The 17,202-nt window shown below is 62.2% G+C and carries 15 protein-coding genes; 10 read left to right on the forward strand and 5 right to left on the reverse strand.

Going from position 1 to position 17,202, the window contains the following annotated elements:
- Positions 1-198 precede the first annotated feature (198 nt).
- From AB7951_RS05240 to AB7951_RS05280, 9 genes are all read left to right on the forward strand, one after another.
- Complete coding sequence (locus AB7951_RS05240; RefSeq protein ID WP_231081064.1) at positions 199-693, forward strand: TRAP transporter small permease; 495 nt, start codon at positions 199-201, stop codon at positions 691-693.
- Positions 694-698: 5 nt separating this feature from the next.
- Positions 699-2,009, forward strand: coding sequence for a TRAP transporter large permease (locus tag AB7951_RS05245; protein WP_089265454.1), 1,311 nt, complete (start codon positions 699-701; stop codon positions 2,007-2,009).
- A gap of 4 nt (positions 2,010-2,013) precedes the next feature.
- Positions 2,014-2,478 (forward strand): DUF3237 family protein, encoded by a 465-nt coding sequence (locus AB7951_RS05250; RefSeq protein WP_441255708.1) that lies wholly within the window; start codon positions 2,014-2,016, stop codon positions 2,476-2,478.
- A 94-nt stretch (positions 2,479-2,572) separates the two neighbouring features.
- The gene (locus tag AB7951_RS05255; RefSeq protein WP_120291802.1) at positions 2,573-3,508 is read left to right on the forward strand and encodes a cyclase family protein; all 936 of its coding nucleotides are present in this window, start codon (positions 2,573-2,575) and stop codon (positions 3,506-3,508) included.
- Between the two features lie 164 nt (positions 3,509-3,672).
- Positions 3,673-4,464: a crotonase/enoyl-CoA hydratase family protein gene (locus AB7951_RS05260; protein WP_120291800.1), complete on the forward strand. Its 792-nt coding sequence runs from the start codon at positions 3,673-3,675 to the stop codon at positions 4,462-4,464.
- A gap of 65 nt (positions 4,465-4,529) precedes the next feature.
- Positions 4,530-6,413: a feruloyl-CoA synthase gene (locus AB7951_RS05265; protein ID WP_120291798.1), complete on the forward strand. Its 1,884-nt coding sequence runs from the start codon at positions 4,530-4,532 to the stop codon at positions 6,411-6,413.
- A 48-nt stretch (positions 6,414-6,461) separates the two neighbouring features.
- The gene (locus tag AB7951_RS05270; RefSeq protein WP_120291796.1) at positions 6,462-7,223 is read left to right on the forward strand and encodes an SDR family NAD(P)-dependent oxidoreductase; all 762 of its coding nucleotides are present in this window, start codon (positions 6,462-6,464) and stop codon (positions 7,221-7,223) included.
- 129 nt (positions 7,224-7,352) lie between these two features.
- A complete protein-coding gene (locus AB7951_RS05275) occupies positions 7,353-8,501 on the forward strand; it encodes an ABC transporter substrate-binding protein (RefSeq protein ID WP_120291794.1) in 1,149 nt (382 codons plus the stop codon).
- Positions 8,502-8,693: 192 nt separating this feature from the next.
- Positions 8,694-9,842 (forward strand): ABC transporter substrate-binding protein, encoded by a 1,149-nt coding sequence (locus AB7951_RS05280; protein WP_441255709.1) that lies wholly within the window; start codon positions 8,694-8,696, stop codon positions 9,840-9,842.
- 65 nt (positions 9,843-9,907) lie between these two features.
- Here the strand turns inward: AB7951_RS05280 and AB7951_RS05285 are convergent, their stop codons facing one another.
- The 3 genes from AB7951_RS05285 to AB7951_RS05295 are packed head-to-tail and all read right to left on the reverse strand — an operon-like array spanning position 9,908 to position 13,457.
- On the reverse strand, positions 9,908-10,639 hold the full coding sequence (locus AB7951_RS05285; protein ID WP_120291790.1) for an ABC transporter ATP-binding protein: 732 nt from the start codon (positions 10,637-10,639) through the stop codon (positions 9,908-9,910).
- Positions 10,636-12,411: a branched-chain amino acid ABC transporter ATP-binding protein/permease gene (locus tag AB7951_RS05290; RefSeq protein WP_120291788.1), complete on the reverse strand. Its 1,776-nt coding sequence runs from the start codon at positions 12,409-12,411 to the stop codon at positions 10,636-10,638. Before AB7951_RS05290 ends, AB7951_RS05285 begins: the two co-directional genes overlap by 4 nt.
- 5 nt (positions 12,412-12,416) lie before the next feature.
- Entirely contained in the window at positions 12,417-13,457 is a 1,041-nt protein-coding gene (locus AB7951_RS05295) for a branched-chain amino acid ABC transporter permease (RefSeq protein WP_199712108.1), read from the reverse strand.
- Positions 13,458-13,642: 185 nt separating this feature from the next.
- Here AB7951_RS05295 and AB7951_RS05300 point away from each other — a divergent pair, with 185 nt between their 5' ends.
- The gene (locus tag AB7951_RS05300; RefSeq protein ID WP_120291784.1) at positions 13,643-14,149 is read left to right on the forward strand and encodes a MarR family winged helix-turn-helix transcriptional regulator; all 507 of its coding nucleotides are present in this window, start codon (positions 13,643-13,645) and stop codon (positions 14,147-14,149) included.
- A 164-nt stretch (positions 14,150-14,313) separates the two neighbouring features.
- Here the strand turns inward: AB7951_RS05300 and AB7951_RS05305 are convergent, their stop codons facing one another.
- Positions 14,314-15,594 (reverse strand): glycerate kinase type-2 family protein, encoded by a 1,281-nt coding sequence (locus tag AB7951_RS05305; protein WP_120291782.1) that lies wholly within the window; start codon positions 15,592-15,594, stop codon positions 14,314-14,316.
- 229 nt (positions 15,595-15,823) lie between these two features.
- On the reverse strand, positions 15,824-17,065 hold the full coding sequence (locus tag AB7951_RS05310) for an ABC transporter substrate-binding protein (RefSeq protein WP_120291780.1): 1,242 nt from the start codon (positions 17,063-17,065) through the stop codon (positions 15,824-15,826).
- Positions 17,066-17,202: the final 137 nt, after the last annotated feature.

Raw genomic sequence — 17,202 nt, forward strand, 5'->3', positions numbered from 1 at the left:
CACTTTCCTTCGCCACCCAGAAGATGAATGCCCGGGTCATCTAGTGAAGTTCGCTTCGCGCTGCCCGGGCATGACGATCGAGAGGGCGGAGGCTGGCTTCTCCTCTTGAGCATTGTGACATCGACGATGACCGCCACGTCCGAAATCTCCCAATCCAGCGCCCTCGGCATTCCGCCGGATCCGCCCCGCAAGAACGTGATGGATCGCTTCATCGATTCCATCGAATGGATCGCCGCGTTCTTTGTCGGCATCGTCGCGCTGAACACTTTCATCGCGGTGTTTATGCGAAAATTCTTCGCGGTCACGATCCCCGATTATTACAATATCGGCCAGTTCATGCTTGGCGTGCTGATCTTCTGGGGCATCGCCGCGACGTCCTATCGCGGCTCGCACATCACCGTCGATCTGGTCTGGGCCAATGCCACGCCGAAATATCAGCGCTGGATCGACGTGTTCGCAACCTTGGTGCTGCTGTTCGTCGTGACCGTGCAGACCTACACGCTGTTCGACAAGGTGGTGGACACTTATTCGAGCCACATCGTCACCATGGATCTGCAACTGCCGGTCTGGCCGTTCTTCCTGTTGTCATGGATCGGCGATGTCTCGGCGGTGCTGTTGATCGCGATCCGCACTTATAGGCTGATCTTCCATCCGGAAGAGATGCATGAACCCGAAATCAAGACGGCAGAGTAAGTCGCATGGATCTCAGTAACGAAGCGGTTGCCGTTATCGGCTTTGTCAGCCTGTTCGTGTTGATGCTGTTGCGCGTGCCAGTGGGCATGGCGATGGGGCTCGTGGGCATCACGGGCTTCGGCTATCTCACTGGTTTTGCGCCAGCGCTGAAACTGGTCGGCCAGACTACCATGCGGACGGTGACGGATTATTCCTTTGGCGTGATCCCGATGTTCCTCCTGATGGGTGCCTTCGTCTCGGTGTCGGGTATCAGCCGTGAACTGTTTCGCGCGGCCAACACCTTTGTTGGCCACTGGAAGGGCGGCTTGGGCATCGCGACCATCGCCGCCTGCGGCGGCTTTGCCGCGATCTCCGGTTCGTCGGTGGCGACGGCCGCGACATTCTCCGCCGTTGCCTATCCGGAAATGCGGCGTTTCAATTATCCGCAGAGCTTCGCCACCGGCGTCATCGCCGTGGGCGGCACGCTCGGCGCAATGCTGCCGCCGTCCACGGTATTGGCGGTTTACGGCATTATTACCCAGCAAGACATCGGCAAGCTGTTCATCGCCGGCATCGTGCCGGGCCTGCTCGCTATCGTCATGCACATGATAACCATTGCGATCATCGGCGTGGTCAAGCCGGGCTTCTTGCCGGCTGGCCCGAAAGCCTCGTGGCGCGAGCGCGCCGCGGCGATCCGCGATGTCTGGTCGCCATTGTTGCTGTTCGTCTTCGTGATTGGCGGCCTTTATGGCGGCTTCTTCATCCCGACCGAAGCCGGCGCGGTCGGCGCGGTCGGCGCCTTCATCATCGGCGTGCTGCGCGGCAAGCTGAACAAGGACGGCATCCTGCAGTCATTGCTGCAAGCGACGCGGACCGCTGCCGCCGTGTTCACCGTGCTCATCGGCGCGCTGTGCTTTGGCTATTTTCTCACGATTACCCAGACCCCGCAGCACGTCACCGAGTTCCTCACCGGCCTCGGCATCGGCCCCTACGGCGTGCTGGCGCTGATCCTCCTGATGTATCTGGTGCTGGGCTGCCTGATGGATGCCATGGCCATGGTGATCCTCACCGTGCCGATCGTGTTTCCGGTGATCATGGCGCTTGGTTTCGATCCGATCTGGTTCGGCATCGTCATCGTCATGACCGTCGAGCTCGGCCTGATTCATCCGCCGGTCGGCATGAACGTCTTCGTCATCAAGAGTGTGATCAAGGACGTCAGCATGTCGACGATATTCAAAGGCGTGCTGCCATTCGTGGTTACCGACCTGATCCGTCTCGTGCTGCTGATCCTGTTCCCGCTGATTGCCACCTGGTTGCCGATGCGGATGATTGGATGACATCATGACGACACCGCAGCTTGCGACGAAGTATGTCTTCAGCCTGTCGATCAAGGTCGGCACGCCGATCGTGGCCGGCGATCTCGGATATGGCATCCGCCGGGTCATCCCGGTCCTTGGCGGCACTGTGCAGGGCGAGGGCATCAAGGGTACGATCTATTCGGGCGGCGCCGATTTTCAGATTATCCGTCCGGATGGCTTCACCGAGCTTGAGGCGAAATATGCGTTCGAACTCGATGACGGCGCCGTAGTCTATATCGAGAATATAGGCGTCCGCTTTGGCCCGAAGGAAGCGCTTGATCGTATCGCTCAGGGCGAGGCGGTCGATCCCGCGCTGATCTATTTCCGCTCGGTGCCGAAATTCGAGACAGGGCGTCCCAAGTATCGTTGGCTGATGCAGAACCTGTTCATCGGCGTCGGAGCACGGCATCCCGATCGTGTCGAGCTTGCGGTGCATCAGGTGCTGTGAGGCCTGAGCAGTCGGGCCGTGCTTACTTTCTCCCACTTCGTGTTGTTAACTACGGTTGACCGGCAAAAGCCGGCGTATATCGGGAGGATACAACATGCTGAAAGCTTGCGTCCTTGGGTGTTCGATTTCTGTATTAGCAGTCATTTTGCCTGCGCTGGCGCAGGACTGGACCAAATCGAAATGGGGGCCGAACGATGAGATCGGCGCCGCGAACTACATGAAGCCCGATCTGGTGAAGTCGGCCGCGCAGCTGGTGAAGACCGGCAAGACCTATGCACTCGGCATTCCGGTGGGCGCGGACACGCCGGCCTATCCGCCCCGCGGTTTCAAGATCACCGTGGTGCAGCCCGGTCAGGCCGGCAACCCCGGGCTCGGTCCCAATCACGCGACCTACAACGACGACATGCTCAACGGCTGGGTCGGCGTCGGCAGCCAGATGGACGGGCTCGGCCATCTCGGCGTCAATCACGTCTACTATAACGGCAACAAAATTGCAGACTTTGGTGATCCTACTGGCCTTAAGAAGCTCGGCATCGACAAGGTGCCGCCGCTCGTCACCCGTGGCGTGCTGCTGGACATGGCGGCCTACTACAAGACCGACGTGGTCAAGGAAGGCACTGCTTTCAATGTCAAGGAAATCGAGGAGGTCGCCAAGGCGCAGGGCGTTGAGATCAGGCAAGGCGACGTCGTGCTGTTCCACACGGGATGGCTCAGCCTGCTCGGCAAGGACGATAAACGCTACAATGCCGGCGAGCCCGGCCTTGGCGCCGAGGGCGCTAAGTATCTGACCGGCAAGGGTGTCGTCGCGGTCGGCGCCGATACCTGGGGCGTCGAGGTGCTGCCGTTCGAAACCGGCAATGTATTTGAAATCCACCAGATACTTCTGGCGATGAACGGGACTTACATCCTCGAAAACATGGATACGTCCGAACTGGCCAAGGACAAAGGCTACGAATTCCTGTTTGTGCTCGGTCAGCCCCGCTTCAAGGGCGGTGTGCAGAGCATGATCAACCCGGTGGCGATCCGCTAGCCCCGGTAATAGAGGCGATCCGGTCTATCAGGCGAGACCGGATCGCTGTCGCACCAGAATACCTGACTTTATGCGGGACGAGATCAGCCTATTGCACCGCAAGATTGACTCATGCGCTATTCGTTATAAGATATAATTATTCTAGCTAGGACCTAATCGCGCTCATGAACCAAGCCGTCGCCGCTACCGCTGCCATGCTCCAGATCGAAACCCAAGGCCGCGTGCTGATCGTGGGCCTGAACCGTCCTGCCAAGCGCAACGCGCTGAACGATGGACTGATCCTGGACATCGAGCGTTGCTTCGCGTCGCTGCCCGAGGAAATCGGTGCCGTCGTCGTCCACGGCATCGGCGGGCATTTTTCCGCGGGTCTCGATCTGTCCGAACTCACCGAGCGCGACGCGACAGCCGGCTTGATGCATTCGCGGATGTGGCACCGGGTGTTCGATATCATCCAGCATTGCCGCGTCCCAGTGATCGCCGCACTACAGGGCGCAGTGATCGGCGGTGGGCTTGAACTGGCTTGCTCCGCGCATATTCGCGTTGCCGATCCCTCGGCCTATTACGCGCTGCCGGAAGGCAGCCGCGGTATCTTCGTCGGTGGTGGCGGCTCGATGCGTCTGCCGCGCCTGATCGGTGTGCACCGGATGGCCGACATGATGCTCACCGGCCGCGTCTACAAGGCGGAGGAGGGCGTGGCGCTCGGCTTCGCGCAGTATCTGACGGAAGCCGGCGGCGCCTTGCCCAAGGCCATAGAGCTTGCCGAGCGTGTCGCGCAGAACGCACCGTTGACAAATTTTGCCGTGCTGCAGGCCTTGCCGCTGATCGCCGAAGCCAGTCCGCAAACAGGCCTGATGCTCGAAGCGCTGATGGCCTCGGTGGCGCAGAGCGATCAGGAGGCGAAAAATCGCATCAGGGATTTTCTGGAGCGCAAGGCCGGCAAGGTGAAGCCCGGCTAATCCTGCAAGACGACAACGAACAGAAATAAAAGCAACAATCGGGACGAATACACAGGGCGGAAACAATGTCTGCAAGTGCCGACAAAATCGATCAGACAAGGCGGGCGATAACCGCGCATCCGCTCCGGCCGATTTCCTATGGCGATCCCGCGGTCACCATCGAGCGCCACGACGACGGCACCATCTATCTGCGCCCGACCAATGCGATCGGCGACTATCCGGAACGCGTCACCGATTATCTGCATCACTGGGCCAGGGAAGCACCGGATCGCGTCTTCATGGCCGAGCGCGCCGAAGGCGGCGGCTGGCGCGAAGTCACTTATGCGCAGATGCTGGATGCGGCGCGCCATATCGCCTCGGCACTGCTGGCGCGTGGGCTGTCGGCCGACAAGCCCATTGTCATTCTCTCGGGCAATTCCGTCGATCACGCACTGATCGCCTTCGGCGCGCTCTATGCCGGCATTCCCTACGCTCCGGTGTCGCCCGCCTATTCGCTGGTGTCGAAGGATTACGGCAAGCTCGGCTATCTCATGAAGCTGCTGACGCCGGGGCTGGTCTTCGTCGATGACGCCAATGCGTTCACGAACGCCATTCACTTCAACGTACCGGCCGATACCGAAGTTGTCGTTTCCACCGGCGCTCTGCCGGACCGGCGCGTGACCAAACTCTCCGATCTGCTCGTGACGCCGGAGGCCGCCAATCTCGACGCTGCGAACGCAGCCATCGGTCCGGATACCATCGCGAAGTTTTTGCTGACCTCAGGCTCCACTGGCAATCCGAAGGCTGTGATCAACACCCAGCGTATGATGTGCGCCAACCAGATCATGCTGCGCGATACGCTGGCCTTCCTGAAGGACGAGCCGCCGGTGATCATCGACTGGCTGCCATGGAATCATACATTTGGCGGCAATCACAATATCGGGCTGACGCTGTTCAATGGCGGTTCGATGTATCTCGACGACGGCAAGCCGACGCCCGCGGGTATCGAACAGACAATTCGTAATCTCCGCGAGATCTCGCCGACGGTCTATTTCAACGTCCCCAAGGGCTATGAATCGCTGCTGCCCTATCTGCGCGAAGATGCAGAGCTGCGTGAAAAATTCTTTGCACGACTGCATGCGATGTTCTTTTCAGGGGCAGCGCTGTCCGCCTATGTCTGGGACAGCCTCGATGAATTGTCGGTGCAGACCACTGGTGCGCGCGTGCCCATGCTCACCGGCCTCGGTGCCACGGAAACCTCGCCGTTCTTCATGTGCGTCAATCCCGTCACCAGCCGCTCCGGCCATGTGGGTCTTCCCGTCCCGGGCAACGATGCCAAGCTGGTACCGAACAACGGCAAGATGGAAGTCCGCGCCAAAGGGCCGAACATCACGCCGGGCTATTGGCGCGAGCCGGAACTGACCGCGAAGGCGTTCGATGAGGAAGGTTACTATATCTTCGGCGATGCGCTGAAGGCCGTCGATCCCGATGATCTCTCTGCCGGCTTTGATTTCGACGGCCGCATCTCCGAGGATTTCAAGCTCGGCAGCGGCACTTGGGTCAGTGTTGGCCCGCTGCGCGCGCGCTTCGTCGGTACTTGTGCGCCGCTGGTGCGCGATGTGGTCATCGCCGGCATCAACCGCGACGAACTCGCAGCTCTCGTTATTCTCGATCTCGATGGCTGCCGTGTGATCAATCCCGATCTTCCTGCGGGCGACCTCGCTGCGGCAGCCAATGATCCGATCATCCGCAACGCGTTCCGTGAGGGCCTCGCACGTTTCATGGCTGGCGCGACGGGGTCCTCCACGCGGATTGCCAAGGCGGTGCTGCTCGACACACCGCTGTCGATCGATCGCGGCGAGGTCACGGACAAGGGCTCGGTGAATCAGCGCGCGGTGCTGGAGCATCGCGCCAAGCTGATCGACGATATCTATGGGAATCCGGAAGTCGCGAAAGTGATCGCGATCTAGTTGAAAGCCGCCAATGAACGGCAGAAAAATCAACACAGGAGGAACACCATGCAACTGAAGAACCAATCCGCTATCGTCACCGGTGGCGCTTCCGGTCTCGGCGCTGCGACCGCCCGCAGGCTCGCCGCGCAGGGCGCGAAAGTCGCGCTGCTCGATCTCAACACCGCCCTCGCCGAAACCGTTGCCAAGGAAATCGGCGGTGTTGCCATTTCCTGCGACGTGTCCGACGCCGCCTCCGCCGAAGCCGCGGTCGCCGCCGCCGCCAAGGCGCACGGTCCGGCGCGTGTGCTGGTGAACTGCGCCGGCATCGGCGTCGCCAAGCGCGTGATCGGCCGCGATGGTCCGATGGCGCTCGGCGATTTCGACAAGGTCATCCGCGTCAACCTGATTGGCTCGTTCAACATGATCCGCCTGGCAACGGACCCGATGTCCAAGCTGGAGCCGCTGGAGACCGGCGAGCGCGGCGTTGTGATCTCGACGGCCTCGGTGGCGGCCTATGACGGCCAGATCGGCCAGTCTGCCTATTCGGCCTCCAAAGGTGGCATCGTCGGCATGACGCTGCCCATTGCCCGCGAAATGGCCCAGTTTGGCATTCGGGTGCTGACCATCGCGCCGGGCCTGTTCATGACGCCGCTTTTGGCGGGCCTGCCGCAGGAGGCGCAGGACAGTCTTGCCGCAGCGATCCCGTTCCCACGCCGGCTCGGCCATGCCGACGAATTCGCGTCTCTCGCACTGCACATGATCGACAATCCGTATCTCAACGGCGAGGTGGTCCGGCTCGACGCCTCGCTGCGCATGGCGCCACGTTAAGCCTGCGGCAAAGCATCAATGCGCCAGCCCTTTACCGGTACGGGCGCACTGACCTAAAGAAGGGGCTGATCAACCAGCCGAACTTTGATTTAGCTGAGAACATAAAAAATAACCTGGAGGGAGAGACCCATGACCAAGCATCACTTGGCGATCGCGGCCGTTGCCGCATCGCTGGCACTCGCCGCACCGGCTTTTGCGCAGACGTCCGACATCACTATCGGCATCACCACGTCGACCACGGGCCCCGCGGCCGCGCTGGGCATTCCCGAACGCAACGCGCTGGAATTCGTGCCGAAGGAAATCGGCGGCGTCCCGCTCAAGATCATCGTGCTCGACGATGGCGGCGATCCGACCACCGCGACCACCAATGCCCGCCGTTTCATGACCGAATCCAAGGCCGACCTCATCATGGGCTCGGCGGTGACGCCAACCAGCATTGCGGTGTCCAATGTGGCCAACGAAGCCGGCATCCCGCATTTCGCGTTGTCGCCGCTGCCGATCACGCCGGAACGCGCCAAGTGGTCGGTGGCCATGCCGCAGCCCGTGCCGATCGTCGGCAAGGTGATGTACGACCACATGAAGTCCAAGGGCATCAAGACCATCGGCTATATTGGCTATTCCGATAGCTACGGCGATCTGTGGTTCAACGATCTCAAGACCCAGGCGGTGCCGATGGGCATCAACATCGCGGCGGAAGAGCGTTTTGCCCGTCCGGATACGTCGGTCACCGGTCAGGTGCTGAAACTGATCGCCGCCAATCCGGACGCGATCCTGGTCGGCGCCTCGGGCACCGCGGCAGCGCTTCCGCAGACCGAGTTGCGCGAGAAGGGCTACAAGGGCCTGATCTACCAGACCCACGGCGCCGCCTCGATGGACTTCATCCGCATCGCCGGCAAGGCCGCCGAGGGCGTGCTGATGGCCTCCGGCCCCGTGATGTATCCGGAAGGCCAGGCCGACACGGCGCTGACCAAGAAGCCCGGCATGGCGCTCAACACCGCCTATGAGGCCAAATATGGCCCGAACAGCCGCAGCCAGTTCGCGGGCCACTCCTATGACGCCTTCGAGGTGCTTAAGCGGGTAATCCCGACGGCGCTGAAGACCGCAAAGCCGGGCACCCCCGAGTTCCGCGAGGCGATCCGGCAGGCGCTGCTCACAGAGCGTGAGATTGCCGCCACCCAGGGCGTCTACAACTTCACGGAAAAGGATCGGTATGGTCTGGATGAGCGTTCGCGCATCTTGCTGACGGTGAAAGACGGCAAATACGTTCTCGCCCAGTAATGCAGATCTGACGGAGGGCAGTGGCGCGAAGCGTCTTTGCTTCGCCGGCATTTTTCGATAACAAGGCCGGCCCTCGCCAGAGGGTCGGCTTTTTGCTGTGCGCGAGCCTTCGCGCGGCCACAACCAGCGCCACGTCTGCCGGTATCGCTGCCGCTTTCGGCGCTCTCCGCTTCCACACGAGAAAGATAAGACATGTCTAAGCTTCATCTGGCGATCGCGGCTGTTGCCGTCTCGCTGGCGATTGCCACCCCGGCCGAAACCCAGACTGCCGACATCACCGTCGGCATCAGCATTTCCACCACGGGCCCTGCGGCGGCGCTGGGCGTGCCCGAGCGCAATGCACTTGAATTCGTGCCCAAGGACATCGGCGGCGTGCCGTTGAAGCTGATTGTGCTCGACGACGGCGGCGATCCGTCCATCGCCACCACCAACGCGCGCCGGTTCGTGTCGGAATCCAAGGCCGACATCATGGTCGGCTCGTCGATCGTGCCGTCCTCGGTCGCCATCTCGGCGGTCGCTAATGAAGCCGGCATTCCGCATTTCAGCCTGTCGCCGATGCCGTTTACGCCGGCGCGCATCAAGTGGTCGGTGGATATGCCGCAGCCGGTCGAGATCGTCGGCAAGGTCATGTACGACCACATGAAGGTCCACGGCGTGAAGACCATCGGCTATGTCGGCTACTCGGATTCCTATGGCGATCTGTGGTTCAACGACCTCAAGGCGCAGACATCAGCGATGGGCATGGCCATCGTCGATGACGAGCGTTTCGCGCGGCCGGATACGTCGATCACCGGCCAGGCGCTGAAGCTAATCGCCGCCAATCCCGATGCCATCCTGATCGGCGCCGCCGGCACCGGTGCCGGCATGCCGCAGTCCGAACTGCGCGATCGCGGCTACAAGGGCCTGATCTATCAGACCCACGGCGCCGCCTCATCAGACTTCATCCGCATCGCCGGAAAATCCGCCGAAAACGTGCTGATGGCTGCGGGTCCCGTGATGTATCCGGAAGGCCAGCCGGACTCCGCGCTGACCAAGAAGCCCGGCCTCGAACTCAATGCAGCCTACGAGGCCAAATACGGCGCCAACAGCCGCAGCCAGTTCGCCGGTCACGCCTATGACGTGTTCGAAGTGCTGAAGCGCGTCGTGCCCGTGGCGCTCAAGACCGTCAAGCCCGGTACCCCGGAATTCCGCGAAACCATCCGCCAGGCGCTGATGAGCGAGAAGGAAATCGCCGCGACACAGGGGGTTTACAACTACACCGAACAGGACCGCAACGGCGTCGACGACCGTTCGCGGATCCTGCTGACGGTGAAGGACGGGAAGTACGTTCCGGCGAAGTAAGCCAGCGCACCGCTCAAACGAAGGCCGGCTGTCGCGAGGCAGCCGGCTTTTTCATATGATCGAGATCAGATTGCGCTCGCGCCTTCGTGCTGAAAGCCAAGATAGCTCGCCACCACGCGTTGGTTGCTGGCGATGTCGCTGGCGGCGCCATCCAGGATGAACTCGCCAAGCTCCATCACATAAGCGCGGTCGGCGATCTTCAGTGCCGCCTGCGCATTCTGCTCGACCAGCAGCACCGAGACGCCGGCCGCTCTGAGTTCACTGACGATGCGGAAGATGTCGGCGACGATGATCGGGGCGAGGCCGAGGCTTGGTTCGTCGAGCATCAGGAGCTTCGGCGCGCCCATCAGTGCGCGGCCCATGGCTAGCATCTGCTGTTCGCCGCCCGACAATGTGCCGGCGAGCTGCTTGCGGCGTTCCTTGAGGCGCGGGAACAGGGTGTAAACGTGCTCGAAAGATCGCGCGGCAGTCGCCTTGTCGATACGGAAGGCGCCGAGCAGCAGGTTGTCTTCCACATTCATCGTGGCGAACAATTCGCGATGTTCGGGCACGAGGCTGAGGCCGGCAGCGACCCGGTCCTCGATGTCGATCTTGGAGACGTCTTGCCCTGCGAATGCCACGCCACCCTTCAGCGGCAGGATGCCCATCACCGCATTGAGCAGCGTGGTCTTGCCGGCGCCGTTGGCGCCAATGATCGTGACGATCTCGTCGGCGCGAACCGCGAGATTGACCGCACGCACGGCCTCGACCTTGCCATAGGCGACATGCGCATCAGAGACTTGTAGCAACGCGCTCATGCGACCGCTCCCAGATAGGCCTTGATGACGTCGGGATTGGTCTTGATGTCAGCCGGTGTGCCCTCGGCGATCTTGGTGCCGAAATCGAGCACTACGATGCGATTGGCGAGATTCATGACGAAGCCCATGTCGTGTTCGACCAACAGAACCGACATGCCGCCGTCGCGGAGCTGGCGCAGCAGCGTCGCGAGCTGCTGCTTCTCCATGTGGCGCAGGCCGGCCGCAGGCTCGTCCAGCAGCAGCAGCATCGGATCGACGCACAGTGCGCGGGCGATCTCGACGATGCGCTGCTGGCCGAGTGACAGGGATCCTGCGAGTTGGTTTATCTGGTCACCGAGGCCGACGCGTTCGATCTGCTTGGCAGCTTCCGCGAGCAGCTTCGCTTCGTCGGCGCGGTCAAGCCTCAGCATGCTGGCGATGGCGCCCGAACGTCCGCGCAGATGCGCGCCGAGGGCGACGTTTTCCAGCACGGTCATGTCCGGCACCAGCTTCACATGCTGGAAGGTACGGGCAATGCCGAGCTTGACGATCTCCTGCGGCGGCGCGCCGGACACACTCTTGCCGAGTACCGTGACCTTGCCGGCGGTCGCGGCCAGTACGCCAGTGATGAGGTTGAAGGTCGTACTCTTGCCGGCGCCGTTGGGGCCGATCAGGGCCACGATCTCGCGCGCCTGCACATTGAACGACACGTCGTTGACGGCGACGACGCCGCCGAACTGCTTGCGTGCCTTGTCGACCTGCAGCAATACGCCGGTGTCCGGACGGTGGTCGTTGCGAGCGGGCAGTGCATCGGCTGGCGTGGGGCGCTTGCGGCTGTCGCCAGACGGCAGCCACGCGGTCAGCCACGGCCACATGCCGGTCGGCGCGAGTTGCAGCAGCGCGACGAGCAGGATGCCGAACACGATGGTTTCGAGCTGGCCACCGCCACCGCCGAAGATCAGCGGCAGATAGCTCTGCAGGACTTCCTTGAGGATCACGACCACGGCCGCACCGAGCACACCGCCCCAGACATAGCCGGCGCCGCCGACCACCGCGATGAACAGATATTCGATACCGAGATGTGGTCCGAACGGCGTCGGATTCGCAGCGCGCTGGAAATGCGCATAGAGCCAGCCGGACAGGCCGGCGAGTACTGCTGCGTAGATGAAGACCAGGAGCTTCGCACGCGCCGTCTGCACGCCGAAGGCTTCGGCTGCGATATGGCCACGGCGCAGCGCGCGGATGGCGCGGCCGGTCCGCGAGTCCAGAAGGTTCATGGACAACAGCGCGCAGATGATGACCGCGATCCAGATCGGGAAATAGATCGAGCCGGGATCCAGCATCTTCCACGTGCCGATCGACAGTGGCGGGATGCCCGAAATGCCGTCGTTACGGCCGAGGAATTCCAGCTTGCTGAACAGATAGAACAGACTGATGCCCCAGGCGATGGTGCCGAGCGGAAGATAGTGGCCCGACAGACGCATGGTGATGATGCCGAGGAGTACCGCGGCGAGGCCTGAGACGATCAGCGACATCGGCAGCGTCAGCCACGGCGACATGCCATAGGCGGTGGTGAGATAGGCCGTCGTATAGGCGCCGAAACCGCAGAACGCCGCCTGGCCGAATGAGGTCAAGCCGCCGACGCCGGTGAGCAGCACGAGGCCCATGGCGACGAGCGCGGCGAGGCCGATATTGTCGAGCAGCACGATCCAGAATGGCGGCACGCCCGGCACGAAGGGGATCGCAGCCATCACCAGCGCGAAAACGAGAATGGGAAGGAGACGCTGTTGCATGGCGCTTAATCCTTCTCTTCTTCGACTTCAGGTGCGGCGAGCGAGCGCAGCACCAGAACCGGAAGGATCAGCGTGAAGACGATGACCTCTTTGTAGTTGCTCGCATAGAAGGACGAGAATGCCTCGACGCAGCCGACCAGGATCGCGGCCGCGGCGGTGAGCGGATAGCTGACGAGGCCGCCGATGATCGCGGCGACGAAGCCCTTCAGGCCGATCAGGAAGCCGGTGTCGTAATAGAGCGTGGTGATCGGGACGATCAGGATGCCCGAGATGGCGCCGATGACCGAGGCCAGCAGGAATGCGATCTGACCCGACAGTGAGGTGCGGATGCCGGCGAGGCGAGCACCGAGGCGGTTTACCGCCGTGGCGCGCAGCGCTTTGCCATAAAGCGTGTAGCCGAAGAACAGCCACAACCCGACGATCAGAGCGATGGTGATGCCATAGACGGCGATGCTCTGGCCGGTGAAGCGCAGCGCGCCGATGGTGATGGCGTCAGACGAGATCGCAGGGCCGCGCTGGCCTTCGGCGCCGAAGAAGACGAGGCCAAAACCCTGCAGCGCGAGGTGGCAGCCCACCGAGGCGATCAGCAGTACCAGAACCGATGTGTGGGCGATCGGCTGGAACGCGATGCGATAGAGATAAAGGCCGATGGCGGCGACGATCAGCAGCGACAGCGCGATGTTGAGGGCGATATTCCCCGGCCGTCCACCCAGCGCCCACATCACGCCCCAGATCGCCAGCGGGAACACGATATTGACCGCAATCGAGCGCAGCACGCGCTTGGTATGGAGCGCCTTGCGGAAGGTGAAGAGATCGAAGGCAAAGGCGACGATGCCCATGGCGACGGCGAGCTTAATGGTGCCCGGCATCTGGCCAGCCGAGAGGCTGGCATAGGTCAGCGCACCAAAGGTGATGAATTCGCCCTGGGGGATCAGGATGATGCGTGTAACCGCAAAGACCAGCACCAGGGCCAGCCCGAGCAGCGCATAGATCGCGCCATTGGTGATGCCGTCCTGCAAAAGGAACAGCAAAATCGTCGTATTCAAAGCCGCGCGCTCCCCCACACTGTCTGGCGCGCCGGATACCACAGGCGCGGGACGATCAACAATGGCGGTTGAAACCCGCCGTCTATTTGATATACTTCATAACGATTATTGAACATAATCTCAAGGCCTGTCGCACGTCGACCGGGTGTTTCATTCAAGCCGCCGGGTATCGCGGAAAGCGAGCGATGACTGTTTCAAAGATGACGTCTCAGGATCAAGCCAAGCAGGTCGCGCCCGTCGGGTTCGACGAGGAGGGCGGTGCGTTGCAGCTCGGCGAACTGTCCGAACTGCTAGGCTATTCGCTGAAACGTGCGCAGTTGAAGGTGTTTGAAGACTTCTTACGCTGCATGGCGCCGCTGCAGCTGACGCCGGCGCAGTTCTCGGTGCTGCTGCTGCTGGACAAGAACCCGGGCCGCAACCAGACCGAAATCGCCAATACGCTCGGCATTCTCCGTCCGAATTTCGTTTCGCTGCTTGACGCTCTGGAGAGCCGCGACTTGCTGACGCGGATGCGCTCGCCGAGCGATCGCCGCTCCCACGTGCTGATGCTCACCGACAAGGGGCGTGCCACGTTGGCCCGTGCCAAGAAGCTGGTGGCGACGCGGCATGAAGCGCGGCTGATCGAGGTGCTGGGGCCGGCCGAGCACAAGGCGCTGCTGGGCATGATGGCGAAGATTGCTCGGGACTTTTAGCCAAACACCCGTCATTCCGGGGCGGGACCGGCGCCGCAGGCGACGGGACCGAGCCCGGAACCTCGACATGTGACACTCATATCGGGATTCCCCGCCTCTCCAAGCGGAGTGGCTGAGGTTCACGCGAGCTGGCGCTCGCCCGCCCCCGGAATGACAGTGTGTGGTTAGTCCACTAAAATTACCCTGACATCATTGACATTGGTCAGCGTCGGCCCGGTCTGCAGCAGATCGCCTGTCGCGGTGAAGAACGTCGTTGCGTCGTTATTCGCCAGCGTTGCCTTCGCATCGAGCTTCTGCGCGCGCATGGCCTCGAACGTACGTGCATCGATGACCGCGCCGGCGGGATCGCTGGCGCTGCCGGCGCCGCCATCGGCGCCGTCGGTGTCACCGGCGAGCGCGACGATGCCGGTGGTATCCTTGAAAGCATCGACCAGCGCCAGCGCGTATTCCTGGTTCGGGCCGCCGCGGCCGTTGCCCGTGACGGTCACCGTGAGTTCGCCGCCGGAGAGGATCGCGAGCTTCTTGCCGTCGGCCTTGGCCTTAAGCGCCAGCTTCGCATGCTCGGCGGCAACCTCGCGCGCTTCGCCTTCGAGATCGGCGCCGAGATCGATGATCTCATAGCCGGCATCACTGGCCACCTTGATCGCGGCATCGAGTGACTCGCGCGGACGCGCGATCAGCTCAAAACGCGCACGTGCGAATGCGACGTCGTTCGGCTTCACGCTTTCATTGGCCTCATCGCTGAGCGCCGCCCGTACCGCGTCATCGATGGCGAGATTGAATTTCGCGATGATGGCACGGGCATCGGCCAGCGTTGTTGTATCCGGCACCGTCGGTCCCGATGCGATCACGGCGGGATCGTCATGCGGCACGTCGGAAATCGCCAGCGACACGATCTCGGCCTTCTGCCCAGCGCGGGCAAGGCGGCCGCCCTTGATGCGGGAGAGATGCTTGCGCACGGTGTTGATCTCGCCGATTACCGCACCGGAGCGAAGTAGCGCGCGGTTGAGTTGCTGTTTCTGCTGGAAGGTGATGTCCGCCACCGGCGCGGTCCAGTTGGCGGAGCCGCCGCCGGAGATCAAGACCAGCAGGAGGTCGTCGGCAGTGGCTTCCGCTGCGAGCTTGAGGCTGTCGTCGGCACCCTTGAGGCCCGCTTCATCGGGTACGGGATGGCCGGCCTCGACCACACGGATGCGCCGTGTCGGCACGCCATGGCCATGGCGCGTGGTGGCGATGCCGGTGAGGCGCGCGGGATCGAGCTTCAGCGTGTCGAGATAGTGCTTTTCCGCGGCGGCAGCCATGGCGGCGGCGCCCTTGCCGGCGGCGAGGCAGATGATGCGGCCTTTCGGCGGCGCCGGCAGATGGGCGCTGAGGATGACATCGGGGTGGGCCGCGGCAACTGCGGCATTGAAAATTGCGCGGAGCAGGGGGCGTTTATCGGTCATGTCCGGGGTTATGCCGCTCTACGGCAGGGACGGCAAGCGCTTCCCCTCGCCCCCGGACGCGGCGCAGCCGCGACTGGTGGGAGAGGGTGGATCGAACCGCGGAGCGGTTCGAGACGGGAGAGGGGGCTTCGCTTAAGAAGCAAGGAGCCCTCTCCCGCCTTCGCCTCGCTCAGGCATCCTCTCCCGCGGCGCGCAGCTTCGCTGCGCTGGGGGAGAGGGGAAGTAAGAGCTAACCGCCCTTGCCGCTTTCGCCGAGTTCACCGGTCAGCACATCGCCGAACAGTTTCCAGTTCTCGCCCTCGAACCGCATCAGCTGCATCTGCTCGATGGGCGAGAAGTCGGTGGGCGAGGTGTTGACCTTGACGCCAGGCAGCAGCGTCGACTGCTGGACATCCTTGAGGTTCGCCGCCTGCTTCATCACATTGGCGCGGGTGAGGTCGTCACCGCACTGCTTGAGCAGGATCGCCATGGTCTCGGCGATATTGTAGCCGGACATCAGCGACGAATCCGACGGGTTGCCGTCCGGGACGTATTTGGCGAGGAACTCACGATAGGCCTTGATGCCCGGATCGTCCTTCCACTGCGGGTCGGTGGCGTCCTTGGAGTAATGCGCGGAGAGCAGGCCCTGTGCATTCTCGAAGCCCGCCGGACGCAGCACCTGACCGATCGAGACGCTGACGCCCGGCACGATCATGGTCGGCTTCCAGCCTAGTTCAGCGATTTTCTTGATCGTCTGCGCGGCGAATTTCGGCGTGGCGAAGATAATGACCACATCGGGATTGAGCGACTTCATCTTGACGATGTGGGAATCCACGGTCGGCTCGGTGAGCTCATAGCTCTCCTCGATGACGATGGACGAGGCCTTGTCGCCAAGGCCGTCTTTGACGCCCTTCAGGTAGTCCTTTCCGAAGTCGTCATTCTGATAGAGCACGCCGATCTTGGCGCCGGCCTTTTCCTTCAGCAGGTACTTGGCGTAGATGCGGCCTTCGCTCTGGTAGCTGGGCAGCCAGCCCATGGTCCAGGGGAAGTTCTTCGGGTCGGCCCATTTGGTAGCGCCGGTGGCGAGGAACAGCTGCGGCACCCTCTTGGCGTTGAGATATTTCTGGATCGCCGTATTGGACGGCGTGCCGAGCGCCGAGAACATCAAGAGCACTTCGTCGGACTCGACGAGCTTGCGGGTCTGCTCGACAGCCTTCGGCGGCGAATAGGCATCGTCATAGCTGACGTAGTTGATCTTGCGGCCGTTGATGCCGCCCTGATCGTTGATCATCTTGAAATAGCCTGCCTGCGCCTTGCCCACCGCGCCATAGGCCGAAGCGGGGCCGCTGTAGGGCACGATATTGCCGAGCTTGATTTCGGTGTCGCTGGCGCCGGTGTCGTATTTCTTTTGGGCGAGGACGTGGGTCGAGGAAACGACGAGCAACACGGTGGCGGCCGAGAGCGACAACAGCCGCGCGGACGTGGCAGACATTTGAGTTCCTTCCCTTGCTTGCAAGGCGAGATTTTCTTGTTCTGCAGGCTCTTTTGCGCCTGCGAGATAGTCATACCGCGATTGCACAATGGCTCAAATGGAAAGCGACCAAAAACGCAATAAGGCCCGCGCCGTTT

The organism is Tardiphaga sp. 285_C5_N1_2 (assembly GCF_052076065.1).
In the GTDB taxonomy this organism is placed as follows: domain Bacteria; phylum Pseudomonadota; class Alphaproteobacteria; order Rhizobiales; family Xanthobacteraceae; genus Tardiphaga; species Tardiphaga robiniae.